Origin of the sequence: Spiribacter sp. 2438 (assembly GCF_009676705.1) — a bacterium.
GTDB lineage: Bacteria > Pseudomonadota > Gammaproteobacteria > Nitrococcales > Nitrococcaceae > Spiribacter.
Genome location: NZ_CP046046.1, coordinates 1,116,279 through 1,141,227, shown reverse-complemented (window position 1 = coordinate 1,141,227; position 24,949 = coordinate 1,116,279). Strand labels below are relative to the sequence as shown.

16 protein-coding genes and 1 pseudogene are annotated in these 24,949 nt (G+C 59.9%); 15 read left to right on the top strand and 2 right to left on the bottom strand.

The genetic code is table 11. The features are described from left to right. Nucleotides 1-13: 13 nt before the first annotated feature. The gene (gene bktB / locus GJ672_RS05690) at nt 14-1,204 is read right to left on the bottom strand and encodes a beta-ketothiolase BktB (RefSeq protein ID WP_154296290.1); all 1,191 of its coding nucleotides are present in this window, start codon (nt 1,202-1,204) and stop codon (nt 14-16) included. An 811-nt stretch (nt 1,205-2,015) separates the two neighbouring features. Between bktB and GJ672_RS05685 the strand changes: the two are divergent. The 6 genes and pseudogenes from GJ672_RS05685 to GJ672_RS05660 form a co-directional block, all read left to right on the top strand. Further along, nucleotides 2,016-2,204, top strand: a pseudogene (locus tag GJ672_RS05685) (transposase); the annotation flags it as partial. A 221-nt stretch (nt 2,205-2,425) separates the two neighbouring features. Beyond that, nucleotides 2,426-3,409, top strand: coding sequence for a DNA cytosine methyltransferase (locus GJ672_RS05680; protein ID WP_154296289.1), 984 nt, complete (start codon nt 2,426-2,428; stop codon nt 3,407-3,409). After that, nucleotides 3,406-4,266, top strand: coding sequence for an NgoMIV family type II restriction endonuclease (locus GJ672_RS05675; protein WP_154296288.1), 861 nt, complete (start codon nt 3,406-3,408; stop codon nt 4,264-4,266). The genes GJ672_RS05680 and GJ672_RS05675 overlap by 4 nt, the downstream gene beginning before the upstream one ends. 257 nt (nt 4,267-4,523) lie before the next feature. Then, nucleotides 4,524-5,680, top strand: a protein-coding gene (locus GJ672_RS05670; protein WP_154296287.1) for an IS3 family transposase whose coding sequence is annotated in 2 segments (ribosomal slippage) — nt 4,524-4,767 and nt 4,767-5,680 — 1,158 coding nt in all. Because the reading frame shifts where the segments join, the coding sequence is not laid out codon by codon here. 395 nt (nt 5,681-6,075) lie between these two features. Continuing rightward, entirely contained in the window at nt 6,076-6,357 is a 282-nt protein-coding gene (locus GJ672_RS05665) for a hypothetical protein (protein ID WP_154296286.1), read from the top strand. Beyond that, nucleotides 6,358-6,690 (top strand): hypothetical protein, encoded by a 333-nt coding sequence (locus tag GJ672_RS05660; RefSeq protein WP_154296285.1) that lies wholly within the window; start codon nt 6,358-6,360, stop codon nt 6,688-6,690. A 462-nt stretch (nt 6,691-7,152) separates the two neighbouring features. Here the strand turns inward: GJ672_RS05660 and GJ672_RS05650 are convergent, their stop codons facing one another. Next, on the bottom strand, nt 7,153-7,557 hold the full coding sequence (locus GJ672_RS05650) for a hypothetical protein (protein WP_154296283.1): 405 nt from the start codon (nt 7,555-7,557) through the stop codon (nt 7,153-7,155). Between the two features lie 738 nt (nt 7,558-8,295). Here GJ672_RS05650 and GJ672_RS05645 point away from each other — a divergent pair. The 9 genes from GJ672_RS05645 to GJ672_RS05605 all read left to right on the top strand — a co-directional run bounded on the left by GJ672_RS05645 (nt 8,296) and on the right by GJ672_RS05605 (nt 24,939). Beyond that, complete coding sequence (locus tag GJ672_RS05645; protein WP_154296282.1) at nt 8,296-9,117, top strand: hypothetical protein; 822 nt, start codon at nt 8,296-8,298, stop codon at nt 9,115-9,117. Then, nucleotides 9,104-9,655: a BREX protein BrxB domain-containing protein gene (locus GJ672_RS05640; protein WP_154296281.1), complete on the top strand. Its 552-nt coding sequence runs from the start codon at nt 9,104-9,106 to the stop codon at nt 9,653-9,655. Before GJ672_RS05645 ends, GJ672_RS05640 begins: the two co-directional genes overlap by 14 nt. 18 nt (nt 9,656-9,673) lie before the next feature. Continuing rightward, nucleotides 9,674-13,111: a BREX system P-loop protein BrxC gene (gene brxC, locus GJ672_RS05635; protein ID WP_154297058.1), complete on the top strand. Its 3,438-nt coding sequence runs from the start codon at nt 9,674-9,676 to the stop codon at nt 13,109-13,111. 85 nt (nt 13,112-13,196) lie between these two features. After that, nucleotides 13,197-16,676: a BREX-1 system adenine-specific DNA-methyltransferase PglX gene (locus GJ672_RS05630; protein ID WP_229381816.1), complete on the top strand. Its 3,480-nt coding sequence runs from the start codon at nt 13,197-13,199 to the stop codon at nt 16,674-16,676. Between the two features lie 121 nt (nt 16,677-16,797). Then, on the top strand, nt 16,798-17,793 hold the full coding sequence (locus tag GJ672_RS05625; RefSeq protein WP_229381815.1) for a hypothetical protein: 996 nt from the start codon (nt 16,798-16,800) through the stop codon (nt 17,791-17,793). Then, nucleotides 17,787-18,554: a hypothetical protein gene (locus tag GJ672_RS05620; protein WP_154296280.1), complete on the top strand. Its 768-nt coding sequence runs from the start codon at nt 17,787-17,789 to the stop codon at nt 18,552-18,554. The genes GJ672_RS05625 and GJ672_RS05620 overlap by 7 nt, the downstream gene beginning before the upstream one ends. Continuing rightward, nucleotides 18,551-20,917 (top strand): BREX-1 system phosphatase PglZ type B, encoded by a 2,367-nt coding sequence (gene pglZ / locus GJ672_RS05615; RefSeq protein ID WP_154296279.1) that lies wholly within the window; start codon nt 18,551-18,553, stop codon nt 20,915-20,917. Before GJ672_RS05620 ends, pglZ begins: the two co-directional genes overlap by 4 nt. Further along, on the top strand, nt 20,914-22,962 hold the full coding sequence (gene brxL, locus GJ672_RS05610) for a BREX system Lon protease-like protein BrxL (RefSeq protein ID WP_154296278.1): 2,049 nt from the start codon (nt 20,914-20,916) through the stop codon (nt 22,960-22,962). Before pglZ ends, brxL begins: the two co-directional genes overlap by 4 nt. Nucleotides 22,963-23,148: 186 nt before the next feature. Continuing rightward, nucleotides 23,149-24,939 carry a DUF262 domain-containing protein gene (locus GJ672_RS05605; protein WP_154296277.1) on the top strand — a complete coding sequence of 597 codons (1,791 nt, stop codon included), beginning with the start codon at nt 23,149-23,151 and terminating at the stop codon, nt 24,937-24,939. The last annotated feature ends 10 nt before the right edge of the window (nt 24,940-24,949 follow it).

Here is a 24,949-nt window from a genome sequence, read left to right as displayed (position 1 = left end):
CCGGGGGTTGAGATCAAACGCGCTCGATCAGCGCCGCAATGCCCTGGCCACCGCCAATGCACATGCTGATGACCGCATACCGGGCACTGGTGCGCTGCAGTTCGGCGAGGGCCTTGACGGTCAAGTTGGCGCCGGTGGCACCAATGGGGTGACCGAGGGAGACCCCGCTGCCATTCGGATTGACCCGGGCCGGATCAAGCCCGAGATCCTTCACCACCGCCAGGGCCTGGGCGGCGAAGGCTTCATTGATCTCCCAGACGTCGACGTCGTCGGCATTGACGCCGGTCTGCTCCATCAACTGCTGAATCGCCGGCACCGGGCCAATGCCCATGTACTTGGGGTCCACCGCCGCCAGCGATGCACCCACCAGACGCGCCAGCGGCCTGACCCCGGCCCGCTCGGCCGCCGCGGCGGACATCATCGTGACCGCCGCGGCGCCATCGTTAATGGACGAGGCATTGCCCGCGGTGACCGTGCCACCCTCGCGCTTGAACACCGGGCGCATGCTGCCGAGCCGCTCGGCGCTAATATCGGCCCGCGGCCCCTCGTCGGTATCAAACACCACCTCGCCCTTGCGGGTCTTGATGGAGACCGGGACGATCTGTTCGGCAAAGTGACCGGCCTCAATGGCCGCCGACGCGCGCTGATGGGACTGCAGGGCCAGCGCATCCTGCTCGTCCCTGGAAATGCCCCACTTCTCGGCGACATTCTCGGCGGTGATGCCCATGTGGCAGTGATCGAAGGGATCGGTCAGCGCCCCCACCATGGCGTCCACCATGCCGCCGTCGCCCATCCGCTGTCCCCAGCGCGCCGTTGGCAACCAGTAGGGTGCCCGCGACATGCACTCCGCGCCACCCCCGACCACCGCCTCGGCCTCACCCAGGCGGATGTAGGACGCCGCGGTGACAATCGCCTGCAGGCCACTGCCACAGAGCCGGTTCAACGTCAGCGCGCAGGCACTGTCGGGCAGCCCACCCTCCAGGGCGGCCACGCGGCTCAAGTACATGTCCCGGGGTTCGGTGTGGATGACATTGCCGAACACCACCTGACTCACCTGATCGGGGGCGACCCCCGCGCGCTTGACCGACTCCCGCAACGCCGTGGCGGCGAGCTGTGTCGGCGGCACATCCTTGAGGCCACCGCCGAACACACCGATGGCGGTCCGTGCTCCACCGACGATCACTACATCCTGCTGTCCCGTCATGATCCCTCTCCTCGTTTTTTGGGGCTTGTCCCGCCCGGGGCCAGTTTCGGCGGTTCGCGGGTGCGAGTCTACCGTGGGGTGGGTGGAGTGGATTCCCGGCCTGTCCGCCGTTCTCGGGCGCCTGCTAACCTGCCTCCGACACAATCTGACGGTCCTGCCCATACACTGCGGCATGCATGGACTGCGCCGGTGGGAGATACCGGATCCGGCCAAGGATGGCCGCCTTGAAAGATTTGAGGGAGCGGCGGGTTGTCCGAGCGGGTGGTCGTGGTCTCGAAAATAGCGGACCTGCGGATCAAGCTGGTGGATCACCTTGCGGACGAGCGCTGGCGGGTGCGAACCGGGTGTGTCGCTAGGCACCGATTGGTCAAGTTTTGTTATGGGTTCTCCTCAACCCTTCGACAGCCGCTGGATTTGGTTGTGCTTGGGCGCAATCATGGTCAGCTGAATAACCGCCGGGACAGGGTGCGGAGATGTTGAGCCGGCATCAGTGTGCTGCTCGGATCCTTGGCATGACGCGCCTCGGTCAACCCCGGCATCCCCTCTACATGGCGTATTCCGCACCGGCGCCACGGTGGGATTTCAACTTCCCCGGACCGTAATAAACAGGGGGTCGATGCTGTCAGACACCATCGGTGACATCCTAAGTTGTGCTGTCGTCCGTTCTGTCCAATCGGACACCTTCAGTTTCTCATGATGAAGCGCTCCAGTTGTGCACGCAGCAATGGGGTAGAGCCCTGGGTAATCCCCCCGAAAAATGATCGAGGTGATAAGTGGAATTTTGTACCCTAGTAAGGACAGGAGATTCCACATGCGTAAATCACGATTCACCGACAGCCAGATCATGGCGGTGCTCAAGCAGGCTGAAGCCGGGGTCAAGGTCCCGGACCTCTGCCGCGAGCACGGCATCAGCAGTGCGACGTTCTATAAGTGGCGCTCTAGGTTTGGCGGCATGGACACCTCGATGATGAAGCGGCTCAAGGAGCTCGAGGACGAGAACGGGTTCTACCCCATAGCTACGGACACATCTGAAAAGCTTCATCATGGGAAGCAGGAGGTGTCCGATGGGACAGAAGAGATGACGGTTCAGTCGAGAGTTCATGAAGGAACTTATCGCCCGCGATGAGAGCTGCCGACCACCCTCTCTCTCTTCGAGGATGAAGACTAGCGATTCTGGGCGGCGATTGTATTGTCGATACTGTGAGCAAAAGAGGATCGGACATGAATAACAAGGGTTTCCGCTCGCTGGAAGTGTGTGCGGGTGCTGGGGGCCAGGCATTAGGCCTAGAAAAAGCTGGTTTCCAGCATGAGGCTGTCGTAGAGATAGACCGGCATTGCTGCTCCACGCTCCGGTTCAACCGCCCTGAATGGCGTGTCTTCGAGAAAGACATACGCGACTTTGTGGCGGAAGACGCATCCGAGTTCGAGGGCATTGACCTTCTCGCCGGCGGTCTCCCCTGCCCACCATTTTCAATTGCAGGCAAACAGCTAGGGGACCGTGATGAGCGGAACCTATTCCCCGCGGCCCTTGATCTTATTGAGATCACTAGGCCACGCGCCGTGATGCTCGAGAACGTGCGCGGCTTCTTGGGAGCTGTCTTTGAGGATTTCCGTCAGCAGTTGAAGGCGCGGATGGAAACGATGGGGTACCACGCCGAGTGGCATCTCCTGAACGCGTCTGACTTCGGGGTTCCGCAGCTCCGCCCTCGCGTAGTTATCGTAGCCCTTAGGAAAGATGTGGCCAATGAAGTGGCGTGGCCACTAGGCACAGGTCGGAAACCACCCACCGTAGGCCAGACTCTGTACGATCTCATGGTCGCCAATGGGTGGAAGGGCGCTAAATCGTGGAAAGAAAGAGCTGATAATATCGCTCCAACTATCGTTGGCGGTTCCTTGAAGCACGGCGGTCCTGACCTTGGTCCGACCCGCGCGAAGCGAGCATGGGCCGTCTTGGGCGTTGACGGCATGGGTATCGCCAATGACGCCCCAGAGAAGGACTTTGTTGGGATACCTCGGCTTACCGTCAAAATGGTCTCACGGCTTCAGGGTTTCCCCGACGATTGGAAATTTGTAGGACGCAAGACTGCCTCCTACCGACAAGTTGGAAATGCTTTTCCGCCACCAGTCGCTCAAGCGGTAGCTGAAAAGATTTACGAATGCCTTATTGCGGCTGACGCCGCTGAGCTCAAACAGGCCGCGTTATGACTAAAGAAACGTTTCTATCTGAGGCGAGGCGTGGCTTCCATGCTGCTCTGTTGAGTTCGGTTTTGCGGACCGATGACAAAGGTGTGCCCAGTAACGCCGACAAGGACAGTGCGGCCAGCAAAAGAATTGCTGCCGGAATTATGAAGAAGCTCGGCGCAGAGGCCGTGGGAGCACGCCTCTCAGGCCAGATGGCGGGCAGCAAGTTTGAAGAAATTTGCAAAGAATATCTTGAAGAAACATTCCCAGCACTCAACCACCTGCGGCCCGGCAAATGGAACATCAGCAAAGGCGTTGGCGGCAGATCCGCCATTGCACAGTTTGATCAGTATGAGCACCTCGCTGCGCTTGATCACGCGTCAAAGTCCAATCCCGAGCTCGCAGCAGCGCTAGGCAGTGACTACCTCATTAAGCCCGACGTAGTTGTTGTGCGCTTTCCGGAGGACGACGACACCATCAACTCCGAAGATAATTTGGTTGACCTTACGACGGCGCGCCATACACCTATTCGGAAGACCAATAGCGAGCGGCCGATACTGCATGCAAGCGTCTCATGCAAATGGACCATGAGAAGCGATCGAGCACAGAACGCCCGGTCAGAGGGCCTGAATCTTGTCAGGAACCGAAAGGGAAAACTGCCACATGTGGTCGTATTGACCGGTGAGCCCACGCCGAACCGCATCGCCTCGATTGCCCTAGGCACCGGCGACATTGATTGCGTGTATCACTTCGCATTGCCGGAGTTGGTGGATACGGTTAAAGAGCTAAACATGATGGATGCCCACGAGCTGCTTCAAACAATGATCCATGGCAAGCGACTAAGGGATATTGGCGACCTGCCACTGGATCTGATTATCTGATTGGGCTAATTCACCTGCGATAGCGGGTACAGGAGTGGCCGATAAGCTCGACCGGAAGCGCCGAAGCGAGAATATGTCGCGGATCCGCGCTAAAGGCATGAAGCTTGACGCTGACTACCCCTACGCCGCCTGACGCTCCTTCTTCACCCGCTGCACCGTGCTGGTACTGCACCCGAGCTTCGAGGCGATATCCGGGTTCTACCCCATAGCTGCGGACACATCTGAAAAGCTTCATCATGGGAAGCAGGGGGTGTCCGATGGGACAGAAGAGACGACGGTTCAGTCGAGAGTTCAAAGAGGAAGCGGTCGAGCTCGCGAGTCGGTCTGATGTGACGATCAAAGACGTTGCGCATGATCTTGGTATTCATCGCTCGGTCCTCGAGCGTTGGTGCCGGGCTTCCCACACCGCTGGCGAGGACTCTTTCCCCGGCAAGGGCCAACCACGAGACGAAGAGGTCGCCCGGCTGAGGCGAGAGCTTGCACGGGTGAAAAAGGAACGGGATTTTTTGCGCGATGCGGCAGCGTTCTTCGCCAGGGAGTCACCCGGCGGTACCAGGTGATCCAGCGCTGTCGCGGTGAATATTCTGTCCGACTGATGTGCCGCTGTCTGAAAGTCTCGCCAAGCGGGTTCTATGCTTGGCTTGCACGACTGGTAAGCCAGCGTTCTGCTGAGAACCAACGGCTGCGCCGGCGCATGCGGGAGCTTCACGAAGACCATCAAGGTGTTCTTGGAGCCCCTCGTATGCATGAGGAGCTCTTCTATGAGGGGGAGTCTCTCAGCCTCAATCGAGTGGCCCGGCTGATGGCCACCGAGGGGCTGCAGGGTATTCCGCAACGTCGCGCATGGCGTCGCAAGCGCTCTGGCGGCCGACCGGTGGCGGTGAGCAATCATCTCGAACGGGACTTCCGCGCGGCAGCGCCCAACGAGCGGTGGGTGACGGATATCACCTATATCCGTACCGGCGAGAGTTGGCTGTATTTGGCTGCGGTCATTGACCTCTACAACAACGTGGTTCTCGGCTGGTCGATGAGTGCACGGCAAGACCGACATCTGGTGCTCAAAGCGGTTCTGATGGCGAACTGGCAGAGAGAAGACAACAGCCCGGTGATCCCGCACTCCGACCGCGGGACGCAGTTCACCAGTGGTGAATCCCTGGCTTTTCTGCGCGATCACAACGTTATCTGCCGCATGAGCGCGGTTGGCCACTGTGGCGATAACGCCGCGGCAGAAGGGTTCCTCGGTCTCCTCAAGCGTGACCGGGTTCGCCGCCGGCGCTATTTAACGCAGGCCGAGGCGCGAAGTGATGTCTTTGATTATATTGAGCGATTCCACAACCCGAGAATGCGGCGGCGGGTTGAGCAACCGATGGATCAAAAACGGCGGTTAACGAAACCGTGCGCGGTGGGGGGGTAGAACCCTCGTCAGGGGTCAGCATCCAGACGACAAGCAGCCGGAGCCCGCTACTGGCGGTGATCGCTCTTAGCAGTCCGTACTTTCGGTAGTCGTTGATGTCGCCGAAATACTGGTCTTTCATCGTCCGGCTCCCCTCTTGGACACCAGCAGCTGTAGAAGAAAATATCGACATCGATGATCGATCATCCCGTATCTTTTGTCCGCCAATCTGGACAGATTCGTGCGGCTTGCCTGTATCCAAATCTTCCCCGCCAGCAGACTTCCTCCGACACAAACTGACGGCCCTCACCAGTACGGTGTATCAGGCATGGATTGCGCCGATGGGAGATACCGGATTCGGCCAGGGACGGCCGCCAGACAGCGTCCAATAGTGAGGGCAACGACCGGAGGGCTTCATGAGCGGTAATGCGCGACAGGGCAAAGACAACCCGCTTCACTACATCGTTGCCTCCGATCGACTCTTCGCACTCGGATACTCGGCCGACGAGGTCAATGCCTATCTTAGTCAGACGCCCTTTGAGGAGCTGGTCCAGGCCAATCTCGACGCAATGGAAGCGAACTTTGCCGCGGAAGAGGCCGCCGCCCTGAAAGAGCTGAAGGAGCGGCGGGAGCTTGCGGATGCCATGATGCGGTCAGCGGCTGGGCCGGAGTTTATGCGGCGCCCCGGGGAGGACTGAGTGACAGGCGAGCCAGACGACAAGCACCGCAGCGGTCGGGCCTCCATGGCCACCATTGTGAGAGCGGCCGTGCTGACCCTGTGCCTCGTTGCATCGGGCGCGAGCGGCGAACTGTCCGAGCGGGTGGTCGTGGTCTCGAAAATGGCGGACCTGCGGATCAAGCTGGTGGATCACCTTGCGGACGAGCGCTGGCGGGTGCGAACCGGGTGTGTCTCCCTGTCACCCACGCGGGTACAGGTGGTTTCGGCGTTTGAGGATCTGCGGGTGGAGTTGGTTGATTATGGTGCCGATCGGACGGTTTGTCTTGCGCGGCGTAGTCCGGCGTTGCAGTGATCCATCCGGGTCGTTGTTGTCACCGGTTAGCGTATGAAAAGAGACGCGCAACTGAGCGCCTGCGGGGCCTACCGCTACCACCTGTTGCGTCGCTGGGCACCGGATGGTCAAGTTTTGTTATGTATCCTCCTCAACCCCTCGACAGCCGATGGGTTGCTTTGTGCCCGGGGCAATTATGGTCAGCTCAATGACCGCGGGGACAGGGTGCGGGAGATATTGAGCCGGCATTAGTGTGCTGCTCGGATGCTTGGCCTGACGCGCCTCGGTCAGCCCCTGCATCTGCTCTACATGGCGTATTCCGCACCGACGCGGTGGCGAGATTTCAATGTCCCCGGAGCGTAATACACAAGGGGTCGATGCTGTCAGACACCATCGGTGACATCCTAAGTTGTGCTGTCGTCCGTTCTGTCCAATCGGACACCTCCTGCTTCCCATGATGAAGCTTTTCAGATGTGTCCGCAGCTATGGGGTAGAACCCATCTGGCGCATGCAGGGCTCAAGCCCACCGCGTTGCCCTCGCAGTTGCTCGCAGAACCACGAGTAGTTGTACCCGTCGGGATGAACCTCCCGGTACTCGAGCCAGACCTGCCGTCGGGTCATGCCGCGGTGCTGGAGCTCACGCTCAACCGCTGACCAGTTCGGCACGGGGCGCCTCGCCCTTGGCGTGGGCTTGGGTTTCGCGTGGAGCATCGCCTCGAGCTGTGCGTCGTCCAGATTCTCAGGCAGCGGCCAGCCAAGACCTGCCGCGCGGGCGCGCTGGAGACAACGCAGGACGGTGTTCTTGCCAACATTACAGCTTCTGGCGATGCGCTTGCAGCCAAGTCCATGCTCGTGGTGCAGGCGCAGTATCTCGCGGACACGCCGCATCGGTGGTCTCCTGGTCGGCATCGTGGCTCTCTCCTCTCTGGTCGGGGAAAGAGCCGGAGTATCCCCCAGCAGCCACATTCGGGTCCCTCATCACGTGGAATCGGGGTCCCTCATCGTTTGGAATACGGGTCCCGCATGCCGTGGAACCGGGGGGCCAGATCAGGAGTATTCCGCAGTCACCTATTGGAGCATCACGGTCTATGACCTGGACTCCGAAACACGCCAACGACTCCAGGCCTGGGTGGATGACGGACTGACGGCCGACTGGCTGAAAGCCGCCAGCGAGCTGCGCATATACTGCGTCTCCGACGAGAACACCTCGATCATGGAGGCCGCAGAGCCGAAGGGATGGGGGTAGCTGGTGGAAAAAGATCCGCATATGAGCCCGCGTGGTACCTATTGGCACAGTCTCTGGCGTTCCCGTGTCCATGGGCTGGTGGATTCACTCCCCCACATAGCCATGGTGCTGTTGTTTTGCCGAAATGACGGCCGACGTCAATCACGCTACGCTAGGCAAAAACCAAATGACCAAGGAGTCGGTCATGTACGACATCGTCGGTGACATTCATGCGCACGGCAGTCGGTTGGAGCGGTTGCTCGAGCGAAGAGCTACGAGCAGGACGCTCAAAGCCGGCGCCATCCCGGCAGCTAGTTCATCTTCGTTGACGGCGTCATCGACTGCGGGCTGCGGCAGGAACCATCTTCTTGTAGGCACTAACAACAGTTGAGAGAGCATGTATGACTGTTGCGCAGCCAATTGATCCGCGTACTCGAGTCGGAAACGCAATACTCGACAGCATAGGGATCAAAGATCGATTGGGGGGGACCCATGCTGCGCGGACGATGATGTTCACGGAGCTCTATGCTCTTGTGCGGTACTGCGGTTCTACTCCAAAGCCGCGTGAAGCTTACCGTCTCGCTGTTATCGATCACAACTGCCTAGCTAAGCGCTCGGCGAAGTCGCGCAGCCTGACTTTCCGTCATCTGGTTGACCTGTACGGCCTCGAGGACACGCAACTTGTGTTCGTGTCGCTGCTGCACTTTTGGCAGCGTGATCCTGAATCCGGTCCGATGCTGGCGCTGTGTGCCGCGCTGGCGCGTGATGGTTGGCTCGCCAGACTTGCGGATCGCATCTTCCGGTTAGAGGTGGGGACGGAGGTGAGCCGGATGGCCATCGAAGAGCAGATCGAGCAGCTTGCGCCGGAGCGCTTGAGCGACGCGACACGCAAATCGCTGGCACAGAACATCAACAGCACTTTCACCCAGTCAGGGCATTTGAAGGGCCGCAGCAGGAAGCACCGTACCCGGGCAAAGGCAACTCCAACGACGGCAGCTTACGCTCTCCTGATTAGCTACGCCTCTGGTGCACGAGGGCCGGCCTTGTTCGAGACTGTCTATACGAAATCCCTGGACTGCAGCCGTGAAGAAGCCATGGCTATGGCCGAGGCCGCTAGCCGTCGCGGTCTGATGCGTTTCAATCGGGTTGGCGATGTGATGGAGGTCGCCTTCCCGGATATCGTCAGTCGCGCGGATTTGGAGCGTATTCATGAGCAAAATTAAGCAGCTCCTGCGCAACTATTCCAAGCATATCGTGATTCCCTGGCGCACGGACGCCGCGCCGGCGCAGCGCGTTATTTTCTGCGTCTATAACGAACAACATGAGCGCGCCCTGCGTGCGCGAATTGACGAGTTCGAGCTGGAAACGACACGGGCCGGCCATTCATGGTTCCGTTTCGATCTGAGCGATACGTTTGCGGAGTGGCTGGCCGGTGAGCGTTACGCGAGGAAGTACTTTCAAGCGCCCGAGTTAATCGACAATCTGTTGCCCAAATACCAGGACCATCTGACCAAGAGATTCGATGAGTTCATCGAGGTCGAATGTCCGGATGCCGATAGTGTCGTGGCAGTTTCGGGTGTCGGTTCGCTGTTCGGTCTACTCAAGGTGCGCAACGTCGTGGACCAGTTTGCGCCGCAGGTGTGCGGGCGCCTTCTTGTGTTTTTCCCCGGGAGCTTCGAGAACAACAACTATCGCCTCCTTGATGGGTACGATGGCTGGAACTACCTCGCTGTCCCCATCACCGCAGATAAAGAGATCTAGATGAGTTCAAGTACGGCAATGAGGAATCGCGACGTCTACCAGAAGGATCCGGCAACTCGGAATCTGGCGAACAACGGGGTTGCCAATGTCAACGACGACACCTCGACCCCAGCTTTGGATGTCCTGCGCTATGAGTTGGAGACCTTCGTCTGCGACGGTGAGTATGAGCGCGGTGTCGCCCACATCTTGGATACCTACCTGAAGAATCTGGGGAAAGAGGAGCAGCCGGCAGTCTGGATCAGCGGGTTCTATGGCTCCGGTAAATCCCACCTCGCCAAGATGCTCCGTGCACTGTGGCTTGATAAGCCCTTCTCTGACGGTGCTACGCCTCGTGGCATTGCGCACCTGCCATCATCAGTGCAGGAGCATCTCGCTGAGCTGAACAGCCAGGGGAAGCGGCAAGGCGGCCTACATGCTGCGTCCGGAACTCTAGGGGCGGGCGCCAGCGGTAGCGTGCGCTTGGCGCTTCTTCGCATCATTTTCAAGTCGGCCGGGCTACCGCAGCAGTACCCGCTGGCGCGGTTTGTCATGTGGCTGCGTGAAGAGGGCGTTCTCGAATCGGTTCGAGAGGGGGTAAAGGGAAAGGGGTACGACTGGCGGGAGGAGCTGGACAACTTCTATGTTGCAGACGGTCTTGCTGAGGCGCTAACGGAGCTAATGCCCAAGCGATTTGCCTCGCAGAGCGCCTGCGTAGAAACGCTCAACAACATGTTCCCCAACGTGAAGGACGTCTCTAACGACGAGATGCTGGATGCCATCAAGCAAGCGCTGATGCGGGATGAAAAGCTCCCGCTCACGCTTGTCGTCCTCGATGAAGTTCAGCAATACATTGGCCCTGACGCGCAGCGCTCCCAAGACGTGCAGGAAGTGATCGAAGCCTGCTGCAAGTACCTCGGCGCGAAGTTGCTCTTTGTGGGCACAGGGCAGACGGCCATTACCGGCACGGCGAATCTTGCGCGGCTGCAGGGACGGTTTACCGTGCGAGTGCAACTCTCCGATGCCGATGTGGATACCGTTATTCGCAAGGTCATCCTCGCCAAGAAACCGGAAGCAACGGACGCTATCGACCAAGTCATGACAACCAACCTGGGTGAGATTTCTCGTCACCTTAGTGGTAGTAGCCTCGCGCACCGGCAAGATGATCGCGCCTATTTCGTGCAGGACTATCCGATACTGCCAGTTCGGAGGCGCTTCTGGGAGACGGCGCTGCGTGTACTGGATCAAACCGGCACCGACAGCCAGCTCCGTAACCAGCTCTCAATGGTCCACAAGGCGATCCAGAGTAATCTCGACGAAGGGTTGGGCCACGTCGTGCGCGCCGATTACATTTATTTCGACGGCGCCGAAAAGCTGTTGCAGGCCAGGGTGCTGCCGAAAAACCTCTACGAGGCCATCCAGACCTGGTCGCGTGGCAGCGAGGACCAACAACTGCTCGCACGTGCCTGCGCACTGATTTTCTTGATTAACAAAGCTGTAAGCGGCCAGCCGAATATAGGGATTGAGCCAACCGTTGATACCCTCGCAGATTTGCTGGTCGAGGATCTCCCCACCGGCTCTGCCAGCCTGCGCAGCAAGCTGCCGGACCTGCTGGAGGATTGCCACCTCCTCATGAAGGTGGGCGACGAGTATCGCATCCAGACGGAGGAAAGCACCGCGTGGAACGACGCTTTTCGCAACCATCAAGCCAACATCGCGAACCAGCAACATGTGGTCGAGGATGAGCGCGATAGCCGAATCCGCAAGTTGTTCGGTGACATAGCGCGGCGCCTGACGCTACAACAGGGCAAGTCCCGTGTCAGCCGTGATACGGCGACGTGTTTCGACGCGGAGCTACCTAAAGACGCGGGTAGCCGCATTTACCTCTGGCTGCGCGAAGGCTGGTCATCGGATGAAAACTCCGTGCGTGTCGATGCCCGTCAGGCTGGCAGTGAGTCGCCCACGGTTTTTGTCTTTTTGCCGAAGCGCCACGGTGACGAGCTTCGTGAGCAACTCATGGAGTACAAGGCGGCCAAATACACCCTAGACGAACGTGGCTCCCCCGGTACTCCAGACGGTAGCGAGGCGCGTGAAGCCATGGAAACCACAATGCGGCGCGCCGAAGGCCGCATAGATGGCCTGCTCCAGGAGTGCTTTGCTGACGCTCGGGTGTTCCAGGGTGGCGGTAATGAGGTCAGTGGCAACGATCTGCTCGACATGATGCAGGAGGCGGCCGAGGCCGCGCAGACCCGTCTCTATCCCCAGTTCGATGCGGCCGATCACACGGGCTGGGGCAAGGTGCTGGAGAAGGCCAAGCAGGGCGCGCCGGATGCGCTGAAGGCCGTTGGGGACGAAGGCGAGCCCGGCAACAATCCCGTCTGCAAGGCCGTTCTGGGCTTCATCGCTGGCGGCAAGAGTGGTGCCGAGATTCGTGACCGCTTCGAAGGGCCACCCTACGGTTGGTCCGGCGACGCGGTGGATGGGGCGCTGCATGTCCTGATGGTCTCTGGCCACGTCCGCGCCCAGGACGAGCGCGGCAACCCCGTCGAACCGGGAAGCTTGGATCGTCGAGCCATTGGCAAGACACACTTTCGCGTCGAGTCGGCGACCATCACCGCTGCCCAGCGCATCCAGATCCGCAAGGTCATGCAGAAGCTCGGCATCCAGGCGACGTCGAACGAAGAACTGCGTTTCGCTCCTCAATTCCTCGACGCCTTACGCGAGCTGGCTGAGGCTGCTGGCGGCGACGCCCCGCAGCCGGAGCCGCCGGATACCACTTTCATCGATGAGCTGCGCCAATGCGCCGGCAACGAACAGTTACTCGCGCTTTACAATCAGCGCGAGACGATCAGCGAGAACATCGAACAGTGGCAGGTTGTTCGCGAGAAACTCAAAGAGCGCTTGCCGCAGTGGCGAACCGTGAAGCAGCTCGTTCAGCATGCCCAGGCGCTGGCGAACACCGAGGCGCTGCGCAGGCAGGTCGAGAGCATCGAGGAACATCGCAAGCTTCTGGCTGAGCCGGAGCCCTGTACCGAATTGGCTAACAACCTGGCTCAGGCGCTGCGTGAGGAACTGAACAGGCTCGATGCCGGCTACAAGGCCGAGCATGAGGCCGGCATGGGCCGACTGAAGGTGGATGCCAACTGGCAAGCTCTGGAGCCGGAACAGCGCAATAGCCTGCTCGCTGCCCAGCGGCTAACCAACGCTGATGCGCCGGACATCAAGGTGCAGATCACGAGTGATGTGCTGGCCACCCTGAATCGGACGGCGTTGACGACTCTGGCCGATCGTGTGGCCGCGATGCCCGGTCGGTTCAATCAGGTGCTTGAAGAGGCTGCTCAGCTTTGCGAACCGAAGGTCCAGTTCATTAACTTGTCCCGTCCCACGTTGCAATCAGAAGCCGATATCGACGAATGGGCTGAGCAGGCCAAAAAGCAGCTCAAGACGGGACTGAGTAAAGGTCCGGTGATGCCGCGATAGATCACTAGGGATATTCCCAGCCCCCCTTGCATTGCCTATCGCAAGTACGTTTCTGAATAGCCGACCAACACAATAAGTGCCCGCAATGCTGCAACCTCTCGAAAAACGCCTGCGCAACCAGCTTGAAAGCACCGTGGTCGAAGCCCGTGAGCTTGCCGAGAAGGCCGCCCGCGCCGCGCTCGAAGAGCTAGGTGTGGAAGAAGCGAGTCCTTTCCCGGATCAAAGTGAAGCCCAGCGCGACCTGCGTCGCCGTCTGCGCCTGCACGGCCGTCAGCTTGGTGATCCGCTCAACGGCGGCAAGGCCCAGGGCATGGACCGCCTCGTGGAGGAGGTAGCCTACGAGCACTGGCACCGCATGCTTTTTGCGCGCTTCCTGGCCGAGAACGCACTGCTGATGTACCCGGACCCGGACGGGCCGGTGCCAGTGACGCTGCAGGACTGCGAAGACCTCGCCGCCGATGAAGGCGCCGCTAACGGCTGGGAGCTGGCGGCGCGCTACGCCGCACAGATGTTGCCGCAAATATTCCGAGTGGACTCGCCGGTCTTCGAGCTGAAGCTACCAACAAACTTCCAGCGGCCGCTGGAACGCCTGCTGGCAGACCTGCCCACAGAGGTCTTCACCGCCTCCGACGCGCTGGGATGGGTCTACCAGTTTTGGCAGACCAACAAGAAGGAAAGCATCAACAAGTCCGAGGTGAAGATTGGTGCGCGCGAGCTGCCCGCCGTGACACAGCTCTTCACCGAGCCCTACATGGTCAGCTTCCTGCTGGATAACGCCCTGGGTGCTTGGTGGGCGGCAAGGCGCCTGACCGAAGACGACCTGCGCAACGCCGAAAGCGAGGAAGAGCTGCGCGAGAAGGCCGCCATTCCCGGCGTGCCGCTTCAGTACCTGCGCTTTGTGCGCGAGGAGCTTGAGACCCCCGAGGGACAGGCCGGCAATGATCCACCGGAAGCCGGCGCCGGGCAGGGCGCATGGACACCGGCGGCCGGCACCTTCGCGCAATGGCCGGACAACCCCGCGGACCTGAAGGTCATGGACCCCTGCTGCGGTTCGGGGCACTTCCTGGTGGCGGTGCTGCTCATTCTCGTGCCGATGCGCCAAGAGCTGGAAGGGCTCAGCCCGCAGCAGGCCGTGGATGCGGTACTGCGTGACAACCTTCATGCTCTGGAGCTGGATCAGCGCTGCGTGGAACTGGCCGCCTTTGCCCTGGCGCTGACGGCCTGGACCTACCCCGATGCCGGCGGGTACCGCCGCCTCCCAGAATTGCACGTCGCCTGTTCAGGTTTGTCGATAAGCGCCAAACGGGAGAAATGGCTTGAGTTGGCAGGAGAAAATAACGATCTACGGATTGCACTCGAAGAACTTTACGATCAATTCAAGGATGCTCCTCTGCTCGGCAGCTTGATCAGCCCGCAGTCCACTACGGGCTTGGGCTCACTGTTTGAATCGAATTGGGAAGATATTGAGCCTCTTGTAACCAAAGCGCTCTCAGAAGAGGAAGATTCTGAGCAATATGAAATGGCTGTGGTGGCGAAGGGGGTTGCAAAAGCGGCATCAATACTTGCCCAAAAGTATGACTTAATATCTACGAATGTGCCTTACCTGGGCATATCAAAGCATCATCCTCGCCTTACAGAGTTTGTAGATAAGTGGTATTCAATTGGAAGATATGATCTGGCATTAGTGTTCATCGAGAGGATAAGGGACTGGATAAAACCTAATGGAGTTTATGCTCTCGTCTCTCTGGGAGAGTGGTTATATTTGGGGCCATATACGGAATATCGCAGAAGGTATCTAGAAAATCACAATCCATTGTTTGTGATGCGTCTTGGTTGGAATGCGTTCTCGGCGCCAGTTCGCGCAAATCCCGCGCTTCTAATAGCGGCACCTAATAACAAGCTGCAAGCTGGATTTGCGCTTGCGGATCACTCTGCGAACAAAAAATTGCAAGATAACATTCGCTCTACCCTTGCCGGTCAAATTAGTAGGGAGACACTGTCGCGAATCAGAGCCAATCCTGATATTCGGTTTATTGTCTCCGGGGGTGATGAAGGCACTCAATTGGTAGAGGTTGCCAGCGCTCGAAGTGGTCTGCATGCCGGCGACCTGCACCAGTTCTTCAAAATGCACTGGGAAGTTGATGGGTTTTCGTGGGTTTGGGAGCTGGTTCAAACAGCGGTAAGCGAAACAGAGGCATATGCCGGAAGAGAGCAAATAATACGATGGGAGAAGGAGTGCGGCTCACTCGCCGCCTTGGCGGAAAGTGTAAAGCATCTTAATCATGCTGCTCAGAACTGGAGGGCTGGTAAACCTTTTTGGGGGCAGCAGGGAGTGGTAGTTGGGCTCATGGGGGAAGTGGCATGCAGCATTTACTCAGGACAACGCTATGACGTAAATAGCAGCGCTATTGTGCTCAAGAATAAAGCCAATCTATCTGCACTTTGGGCGTTTTGTGAATCCGGGGCCTTCAGTAAACATGTCCGAGCCCTCGACAACTCTCTTAAGCTTGCGCCAAAAACACTCCTGAAAGTTCCCTTCGACCTTGAATATTGGACCCTGGTCGCTGGGGAGCGATACCCCCACGGCCTACCAGAGCCCTACACCAACGACCCCACCCAATGGATTTTCCACGGCCACCCCTGCGGCTCGGTCGTCTGGGATGAAAACAGCAAATGGACGGCCCATGGTCCGCTGCGCGCCGATGACACCGTGCTCCAGGTGGCGGTTGCCCGACTGCTCGGCTACCGCTGGCCGGCGGAGCTGGACCCGGAGATGGATCTGGCCGCCGAGCAGCGCGAGTGGGTGCAGCGCTGCGAAGCCTTGCTGCCGCATGCCGACCGCGACGGCATCGTCTGCATCCCGCCGGTGCGCGGTGAGGCCTCCGCTCAGGACCGGTTGCGGGACGTGCTGGCAACGGCCTACGGGGACCAGTGGTCCAGTCGGGTTCAGGCCGAGCTGCTGAAGAGTGTGGAGCAGCCTGGCAAGAGCCTGGAGAACTGGCTGCGGGAGAAGTTCTTCGCTCAACACTGCAAGCTCTTCCAGCAGCGGCCCTTCATTTGGCACATCTGGGACGGCCTGCGCGACGGCTTTGCCGCCTTAGTCAACTACCATAAGCTCGACCACAAGAACCTCGAAACCCTGATTTACACCTACCTCGGTGACTGGATCAGCCGCCAGAAGCGGGACATCGAAAATGGCGTCGACGGCGCCCGCGAAAAGCTCGCCGCCGCCGAGACCCTGAAACAGCGCCTGGAGCTGATCCTGGAAGGCGAGGCCCCGTACGACATCTTCGTACGCTGGAAGCCGCTGTCCGAGCAGCCCATTGGCTGGAACACGGATCTCAACGATGGCGTACGCCTGAACATCCGCCCCTTCATGACGGTGCCGGACATCAAGAAGACTGGGGCCGGCGTGCTGCACGACAAGCCCAATATCAAATGGACCAAGGATCGCGGTAAGGACATCGAGTCCGCGCCCTGGTATCACGTCTTCGGCGGCGAACGGATCAACGACCATCACCTCAACTTGGCCGAGAAGCGTGCGGCGCGGGTTGGTGGCGGCTGAGTAGGGGCCTTGGTGCGTCGCGGAGGCACACTACCTCACGTATGAACACGCGGGAGGTAACTGTTTATATGACGCTAACAAAGATAATGTTAGCGTCATAACGTTGTGTTACTGTCGCCCCATGAGCAGCCGAGCGGAAAGTTTTGTCCACTACTTTGAACAGGAGACGGGCCTTCCGCTCTTCTCGCGTGGAACCTTGCCCACCAAGCTGCCCGCCTACCTGCGTCAGCTCTTTGAACTTGAGGGCTTCACGGTCGAGGACGAGCGGTTTATCGCCGTCATGCTTCGGGATGAGACCCGGGCTAAAGGGGGGCGTGCGCTGGTCGGTCAGATCGAAAAGGCGTTGACCCTGGCCGGCGAGAGCGATTCTCACTACTGTCTGGTTGCCAAGGAACTGGGCAGTTATATGCGTCGGCGTTTAGTGGGCATGCGGGTGCCTTTCGTCGTGGTCGGCCAGCAGATCTACTGGCCCTGGCTCGGCTACATGATGACCAATCAGCGCCCGCAACGCCGCGAACCTGCACCCACGGAGGTGCTGGGCCCGGCCACCCAAATGATGCTTATCGCCATGCTCTTGGGGCAAGTGCCCACCCCGGCTAGCGCCACCGCGATGGCCAAGCCGCTGGGCTATACGGCCATGAGCATAAGCCGCGCCATCAAGGAGCTGGAAGGTAACGGCCTGGTGCAAACCGAAAGCCAGGGGCGTGCCCGCCTCGTGCATCTCGCGGAGTCGCCCAGGGGCGTTTGGGAGAGAGCGCTGCCCTTGCTGCGCAGTCCGATCCGGGACATCGTACGCGTTATGGCGGATGACCTGGCCGGATGGGAGCTGCCTCGCGCCGGCGAGTCGGCGCTGGCCCAGCGGACCATGCTGGGCGCGCCCACCGAACCAGTCTACGCCGTTGCCAGTCGAGCCTGGCGGCGGATCGGGTATCGGGCAGAGGTCATTCCCGTGCCGGATGACGGGACCTGCCTGGTTGAGCTGTGGCGTTATCCGCCAGAGGTGACCGCGCGTGACGGGTGTGTGGATCCACTGTCGCTGGCTTTGAGCCTGCATTCGCACGCCGACGAGCGGGTGGAGCAGGCTGTGGAGAAGATGATGGAGTCCTTGCCATGGTGAGAGGGCTGGATTTGTTCGCGGAACGCTTTGCCGGCTTCGAGGACTGCTATGTGCTCATCGGGGGCGCGGCGGCGTACCTCGTGCAAATGGAAGCCGACCTTGAACCGCGCGCCACTCAGGATGTCGACATTGTCCTGTGCGTGGAATCGCTGACCCCTGAGTTCGGGGAGCGCATGTGGGCGTTCATTGCCGAGGGTGGTTATGAGATGCGTCAGGTAGGTGATCAGCCGCGCAACTTCTACCGCTTTGCCAAGCCAGGTGACGACCGCTTTCCGAAGATGCTGGAATTCTTCGCGCGTGAGCCGGGGCGTATGCCCCTAGCTGAGCCGGGGCACCTGACGCCGGTGCCTATCGACGAGGCCGTGGTGAGCCTGTCCGCAATCCTGCTGGACGATGACTATTACGCGCTGATCCACGCTCATAAGCGCCAGGACTCGGGTGTGCCCATGATCACCGAGCACGCGCTAATCCCGCTGAAAGCGCGCGCCTGGCTGGATCTGAGCCAACGCAAGGATCAAGGCGAGCGGGTGGACTCCAGGGACATCAAGAAGCACCGCGGCGACGTGTTTCGCCTTTACCGCCTGCTCGTTCCGGGGGAGACAACGGTGCTGCCGGAGACGGTGCAACGCGATATGCGTGCCTTCCTGGAGCAGCAGCGCGGCCAGCTTGACGCGAACTACCCCAAGAACCTTGATATCGCCGATGAGGCGGGCGACGAGATCCTCGATCAGTTGGCAGCGATGTTTGGAGTCCGGGCATGAGCGCGCAGCCGCCGAATGAACAGACACAGACGCTCGCTGAGGCGCTGATTGCCGCCGTGCGCCGTGCGGCACGTTATAACGCGGAGGTCGAAATCGGGCCGCACTGCATTCTGTGGACTGACCGCGACCAGCAGTGGCAGAGCGTGATTCCGCAACTGCAGAGCGAAATGCCTGAGCTGTTGGTGTTGGGGAATTACGATCCTGAACGGCGGAGTGGTCCGGCGATTTGGTTGCGCTGTGCGATCGCCCAAGTGCTCGACGAGGTTGATCTGTCGCCGGATGCGACGCCGGTCCTCTATTTGCCGGGCGTTGGCCGCCAGGATCTCCGCGCGGTGGAGAGCTGCCCGCAATCCCTGAAGCCACTGGCCGAGCTGCAATATCGCGGCGTGACATGGGCACAGGTCAACGGTAAGGACTGGACCGTGATGGCATTCTTGAAGTCCGACCAGGGCGGGTTGGGCCTGGATGTGTCTCGAGAGGAGGACAGCAAGCGGGCGATGCTGCTGGCGCTGGGGAGTCTGATCCATCAGGATGTGGCGCTGCTGCGCGCTAAGCGGTTGGATGCGAACTATTTTAATACGCTGCTGGCGGGTGGTGATCCGACGCGTGATCTGCTGCAGTGGCTGAACGATGCGGAAGCCTTCCACGGCGAGTGCGAAGAACAGCAATGGGCGGCTTTTCGCGAGGTCTGTCGCGCCCAATTCGCCTTCGACCCCAACGACGGACCGATTGCCGGGGCTGCCAGGCTGGCGGATAGCAACGGGCCATGGGCGCTGGTCTGGCAGCGCTACAGTGAGTCCGCACGGCGCTACCCGCATATTCCGGCGCAGATTCGGCGCAGCAAGGTACCGGACTTCGGCCTGTTCGCTGATGCTGAGAACGCTGGTGGCTGGCCGCAGTGGAATGATGACCAAGAGAACGCGCTGCGCCGGCAGCTAACTTCCCTGGCGGATACGCCGGCCCATGAGGCGAGGGAACGCATTCACAAGCTCGACAAGGAACACGCCGCGCGACGCCAGCTTGTGTGGGCTGAGCTGGGTGAGGCGCCATTGGCTTGCGCGCTGGAACCGCTTTGCGCTCTGGCAGAGGTAACGAGCGATTCCCTTGCGGTTGGCAGAATTGCCGAAATGAAGGCCGCATACACGAATTACGGCTGGAAAGCGGATGATGCGGTGTTGAGGACGCTGGCCCATCTGCGCGCGCAACAGGATCTCGAGGCTGCTACTGCGGCGATTCGGGCGATGTATCTGCCCTGGTGCGAAGATGCTGCACGCCATCTGCAGACGATCGCCGGCCAGGCGTCCGCACCGGGTGGCGTGCGCGAAGAGAAGCCGCCGCACTACATTCGCAACAATCAGTGTGTGCTCTTCGTGGATGGGCTGCGTTTTGACACGGGCAAACGCCTCGCGGCGCGCTTGGGAGGAATCGGGCTGACCGTTGAGGAGGTGCCGACATGGGCCGCGTTGCCCAGCGTGACGGCGACTGGTAAGGCGGCCGTCACGCCGGTCGCGGACAAGATTGCGGGGGAGGCAGGCAGTACGGATTTCGAACCGAGCGTCGCGGAGACCGGGACAACACTGAGCGGGTATCACCTCAAGAAGTTGCTGAAGGATGCGGGTTGGCAATGCCTGCGTGGTGACGAGCTCGGCAGGGCCGAGGGACAGGCATGGTGCGAGTTTGGTGACATCGATCATGAAGGTCATGCGCGTGGCTGGAAATTGGCTCAACACGTCGACACCCTCCTGAGCGAGGTGCAGGTTCGAGTCGAAGAGTTGCTCGCGGCGGGCTGGGACGAAGTGCGCGTGGTCACCGACCACGGTTGGTTGCTGCTCCCCGGAGGCCTGCCGAAGGTTGAACTGCCTAGTGCCTTGGCGGAGTCCAAGTGGGGGCGCTGCGCGGCCATCAAGGAGGGCGCCCGAACGCAGGAGCGGCTCTTCCCCTGGTACTGGAATCCGCATCAGGAGTTTGCCCTGGCGGACGGCATCAGTTGCTACAAACGCGGTGAGGACTATGCCCACGGCGGCTTGAGCCTGCAGGAATGCCTCACGCTCCAGTTGGTCGTGAAGGGGGCTGCGGGTGGTGCGACCGCACACGTGGAAATCGCTGACGTTACCTGGCGCGGGCTGCGTTGCAATGTGGCGCTGGAGCAGGAGGGCGTCGAGGCGACAGCGGATCTGCGTGAGCGAGCTGGTGATCCGGAGAGCAGTGTGGTGATGGCGCCGCGCGCTCTCAAGGATAACGGTACCTGCTCGCTGGTAGTCGAAGACGAAGGCCTGGAAGGCAAGCCAGCGATTCTGGTGCTCTTAGATCAGGCGGGCCGTTTGATCCAGCAGCGCGAGGTACGGATAGGTGGGGACTCATGAGCGTAGAACTTGATGCGATCGACAACTTGGCCGTTGGTGCACTGGATGGCTATCTGGTGCGCAAGGACCTGGTGCGGACCTTCAGTCGCCAGTTCCCGGTGCCGACCTATGTCGTGGAGTTCCTGTTGGGTCGCTACTGCGCAAGCGTGGATCCGGATGAGATCAACGAGGGCTTGGAAATTGTTCAGCGCCAGTTGCAGTCGCGCACGGTTAGGGCGGGGGAGGAGGAGTTATTCAAGTCCCGCGCGCGCGAGCAGGGCGAGATCAAGCTGATCGACATGATCACCGCCCGGCTCGACACCAAGACGGATACTTACATCGCAACCTTGCCAAGCCTGCGGATCAAGGATGCGCGGATTTCAGCCGAGCTGGCGAACGCACATGAGCGCATGTTTACCGGTGGTTTCTACGCAGAGATCACGCTGGCCTACGACGCTGCCATTGCCGTGGAACAAAACGGCAGGCCCTTCGCCGTAGTCAACCTGCGCGAGATCCAACTCTCAAGCCGCGATGTCCTTGAACAGCTCGGCGAGGCCCGTAATCAGTTCAGCACGGCCCAGTGGAAGGATTTCCTGCTGCGCTCCACCGGTATCGAGCCCGGAGCCCTGAGCGAGCGTGAGAAAGATGCGCTGACGTTGCGCATGGTTCCCTTCGTGGAGCGCAACTACAACCTGGTGGAGCTTGGCCCACGAGGCACGGGCAAGAGTCACCTGTTCCAGCAAGTCTCGCCCTACGCACACCTGATTTCCGGCGGTAAGGCCACGGTCGCCAAGATGTTCGTCAACAATGCCAATGGCCAGCGTGGATTGGTTTGTCAGTATGACGTCGTCTGCTTCGACGAGGTCTCGGGCATCTCCTTCGACCAGAAAGATGGTGTGAACATCATGAAGGGGTACATGGAGTCCGGCGAGTTCAGTCGTGGGAAGGAGAGTATCCGTGCCGACGGCAGCATCGTCTTGGTTGGTAACTTCGAGGTGGATGTCGAGCATCAACAGCGCATCGGCCACCTCTTCGGGCCGATGCCGCCAGAGATGAAAGATGACACGGCGTTCATGGATCGCATCCACGCCTTTCTGCCAGGGTGGGATGTGCCCAAAGTGCGCAGTGAAATCCTCACTGATCACTTCGGATTGGTGAGTGACTTCCTTTCGGAATGCTGGAGCCAATTGCGCGCCCAAAGCCGGCTCGCGACGATTCAGGATCGCGTGCATTACGGCGGAGCTTTGTCCGGGCGCGATACCAATGCCGTGAACAAGACTGTCGGCGGCTTGCTGAAGTTGCTGTATCCGGCTGGTGGGGAGATTCCAGACGAAGATCTGGAATGGGCTGTGCGCATCGCCCTTGAGGCTCGGCGCCGCGTAAAGGAACAGCAGAAGCGTATCGGCGCAGCCGAGTTCCGGAACACCCACTTCAGCTACACGCTCGGCGAGGACGGGGTTGAGAAGTTCGTTTCCACGCCTGAGTTGCAGAGTACAGGCGGTATCGGCGATGACCCTCTGGAGCCGGGTCAAGTGTGGACGATCAGCCCCGGCGCCGAGGGCGAGCATCCCGGGCTGTTCCGTATAGAGGTCAACGAGGGGCCAGGGTCGGGCGTTAAAATCTTGAACAAGCCTGTGCCGCCGTCATTTAAAGAAAGCATGGGCTTCGCTGAGCAAAACCTCTATGCACGCTCCCAACAGCTCGTCGGTGATAAGGATCCGCGTCAACACGAGTTTACAGCGCAGATACGGGGCTTCGACGCTGCTAAAGCGGGCGCCAAGGTCGGCGTTGCATCAGTAATCGCGCTCTCAACCGCTCTGCTAAAACGCAGCGTTAAGGGCGGCCTTGTTGTCGTCGGGGAACTCAATCTGGGTGGCTCGATTGAGCCAATTCACGACGCTGTCAATTTGGTGGAGATAGCTGTTGAGAAGGGAGCTAGCGTGGTCTTGATGCCCGTGACCTGCCGAAAGCAGCTACTCGATTTGTCAGATGACATGGCGACTAAGGTGGATATTCAGTTCTTTTCTGATGCTCGGGATGCGCTTTTGAAGGCTGTCGCGGATTAGTCCACGAAGAACCCGGGTCTGAGAGGGGGCTGGGTGCGTTGCCGTGCGAGACTCTGGGAGAAATCCGTTGTATTGGGTTGCAGGCTTGGCCATCACAGTTAAGGTGACCCGAGTGCCCGTGTAACGGATGACATCCCTTCAGCGCCCCAGTTTTTGGGTGAGCTGAGCGGCTTGGGAGGGCCATTGATGGCCAAGTACGAAGTCAAACAGACCGCAGTGAGTCAGGTCCTCGCTGATGTGCGGAGCGATAAGATCGCGATCCCGGAGCTCCAGCGCCCGTTCGTCTGGAAGACACCCCAAGTTCGGGATCTGATTGACTCCCTGTATCACGGCTACCCGGTGGGCTACCTCATCACCTGGCAATCGGTGGGGGCCAAGCTCAAGGGCGGGGAGGTCGCTGCCCACCAGCAGATTCTCATTGATGGGCAGCAACGGGTGACGGCGCTTCGAGCCGCGATCGCCGGTCAACCGGTGGTGGGCCGGAACTATCAGCGAAAGCGCATCGCCATATCGTTTAATCCGGTCACTGAGGAGTTCGCAACCCGAACACCCGCCATCGACCGGAGTAATCAGTGGATTCATGACATTGCGGAGTTCTTCTCCGGGACTCGACAGCTCACCTTTCTGCGGCAGTATTTTGAGAAGAACCCTGGCGTGGATGAGGACACGGTGGAGGTCGCCATCGGCAAGCTCGCCGCCATCGAACACGCCCAGGTGGGGGTGATCTCACTGGCCGATGACCTCGATGTCGAGACGGTGGCGGAGATCTTTGTGCGCATCAACGCCAAGGGCGTACCGCTCTCCAGTGCTGACTTCGTGATGAGCAAAATTGCCACCTACGGCGAGGAAGGGCGAAACCTGCGCAAGCTCATCGACTACTTCTGCCATCTTGCGGTGGCGGGGCACGCCTTCGACGATATCTCCGCGAACGACCAAGAGTTCGCCGCCACCGATCATCTTAAGAAAATCAGTTGGCTGAAGGGCCAATCGGATGAACTTTTCCAGCCTGAGTACACGGACATCATTCGCGTGGCGGGACTGGTTGGTTTCTCCCGGGGCAAGGCGGGTGCGATCGTGAGTGAACTCTCTGGCCTTGATCCAGAGACCCGCAAAGTCGATGAGTCCCGCATTCCAGGAGCTTATGCGCGCCTTAGCGAGACACTGAACGAGATGGTCCGGCAGACCCATGTCGAGCGGTTTGTGATGATGATCAAATCAGCGGGGTTCATTGATGCCAGCATGATTGGCTCCAAAAATGCGCTGAACTTCGCCTACGCGCTCTATCTGCGCACCCGTCAGAACGAGGCAATGACCGAGGGTGAACGGTCCCGTCTGGTCAAGCGTTGGTTCGTGATGAGTTTGCTGACGGGCCGGGCGGTGGGCAGCTTTGAGTCGATCTGGGAGACGGATCTGCGCCGCATTGAGGAGCACGGTGCGCCTCAGTACCTATCGATGCTCGAGCAGTCTGAGCTGGGTGAGGGCTTTTGGACCGGCGCCTTGCCGCAACTGCTGATGACCCCAAGTCGCCGTAGTCCCGCCTTTCAGACCTATCTTGCCGCGCGTGTTCACAGCGGTGGGCGCGGTTTTCTCTCCAAGTCTATCGCGGTCGCGCACATGATCGAGGGCCACGGGGATATTCATCACATCGTTCCAAAGAATCACCTCATCAGGAACGGCTTCCCCAAAGCCGGCGATTACAACCAGGTCGCGAACTTCGCCCTCACAGAGACGCCCATTAATATCGGCATCAAAGACCACCCACCCTCTGAGTACATGCAATGGGTCGATGAGCAGGTCCAAACCGGTTGCCTACGCCTTGGGGAAATTAACGACGCTGAGGACCTCGCCGAGAACCTGAGCGAGAACGCGATCCCGTCGTTTATCCGCGAGGTGACGGCCGAAAATTACGAAGACTTCCTCCGAGAGCGGCGGCGGTTGATGGCGGACATGATCAGGCAGTATTACGAAGCGTTGTGACTAATGCGGT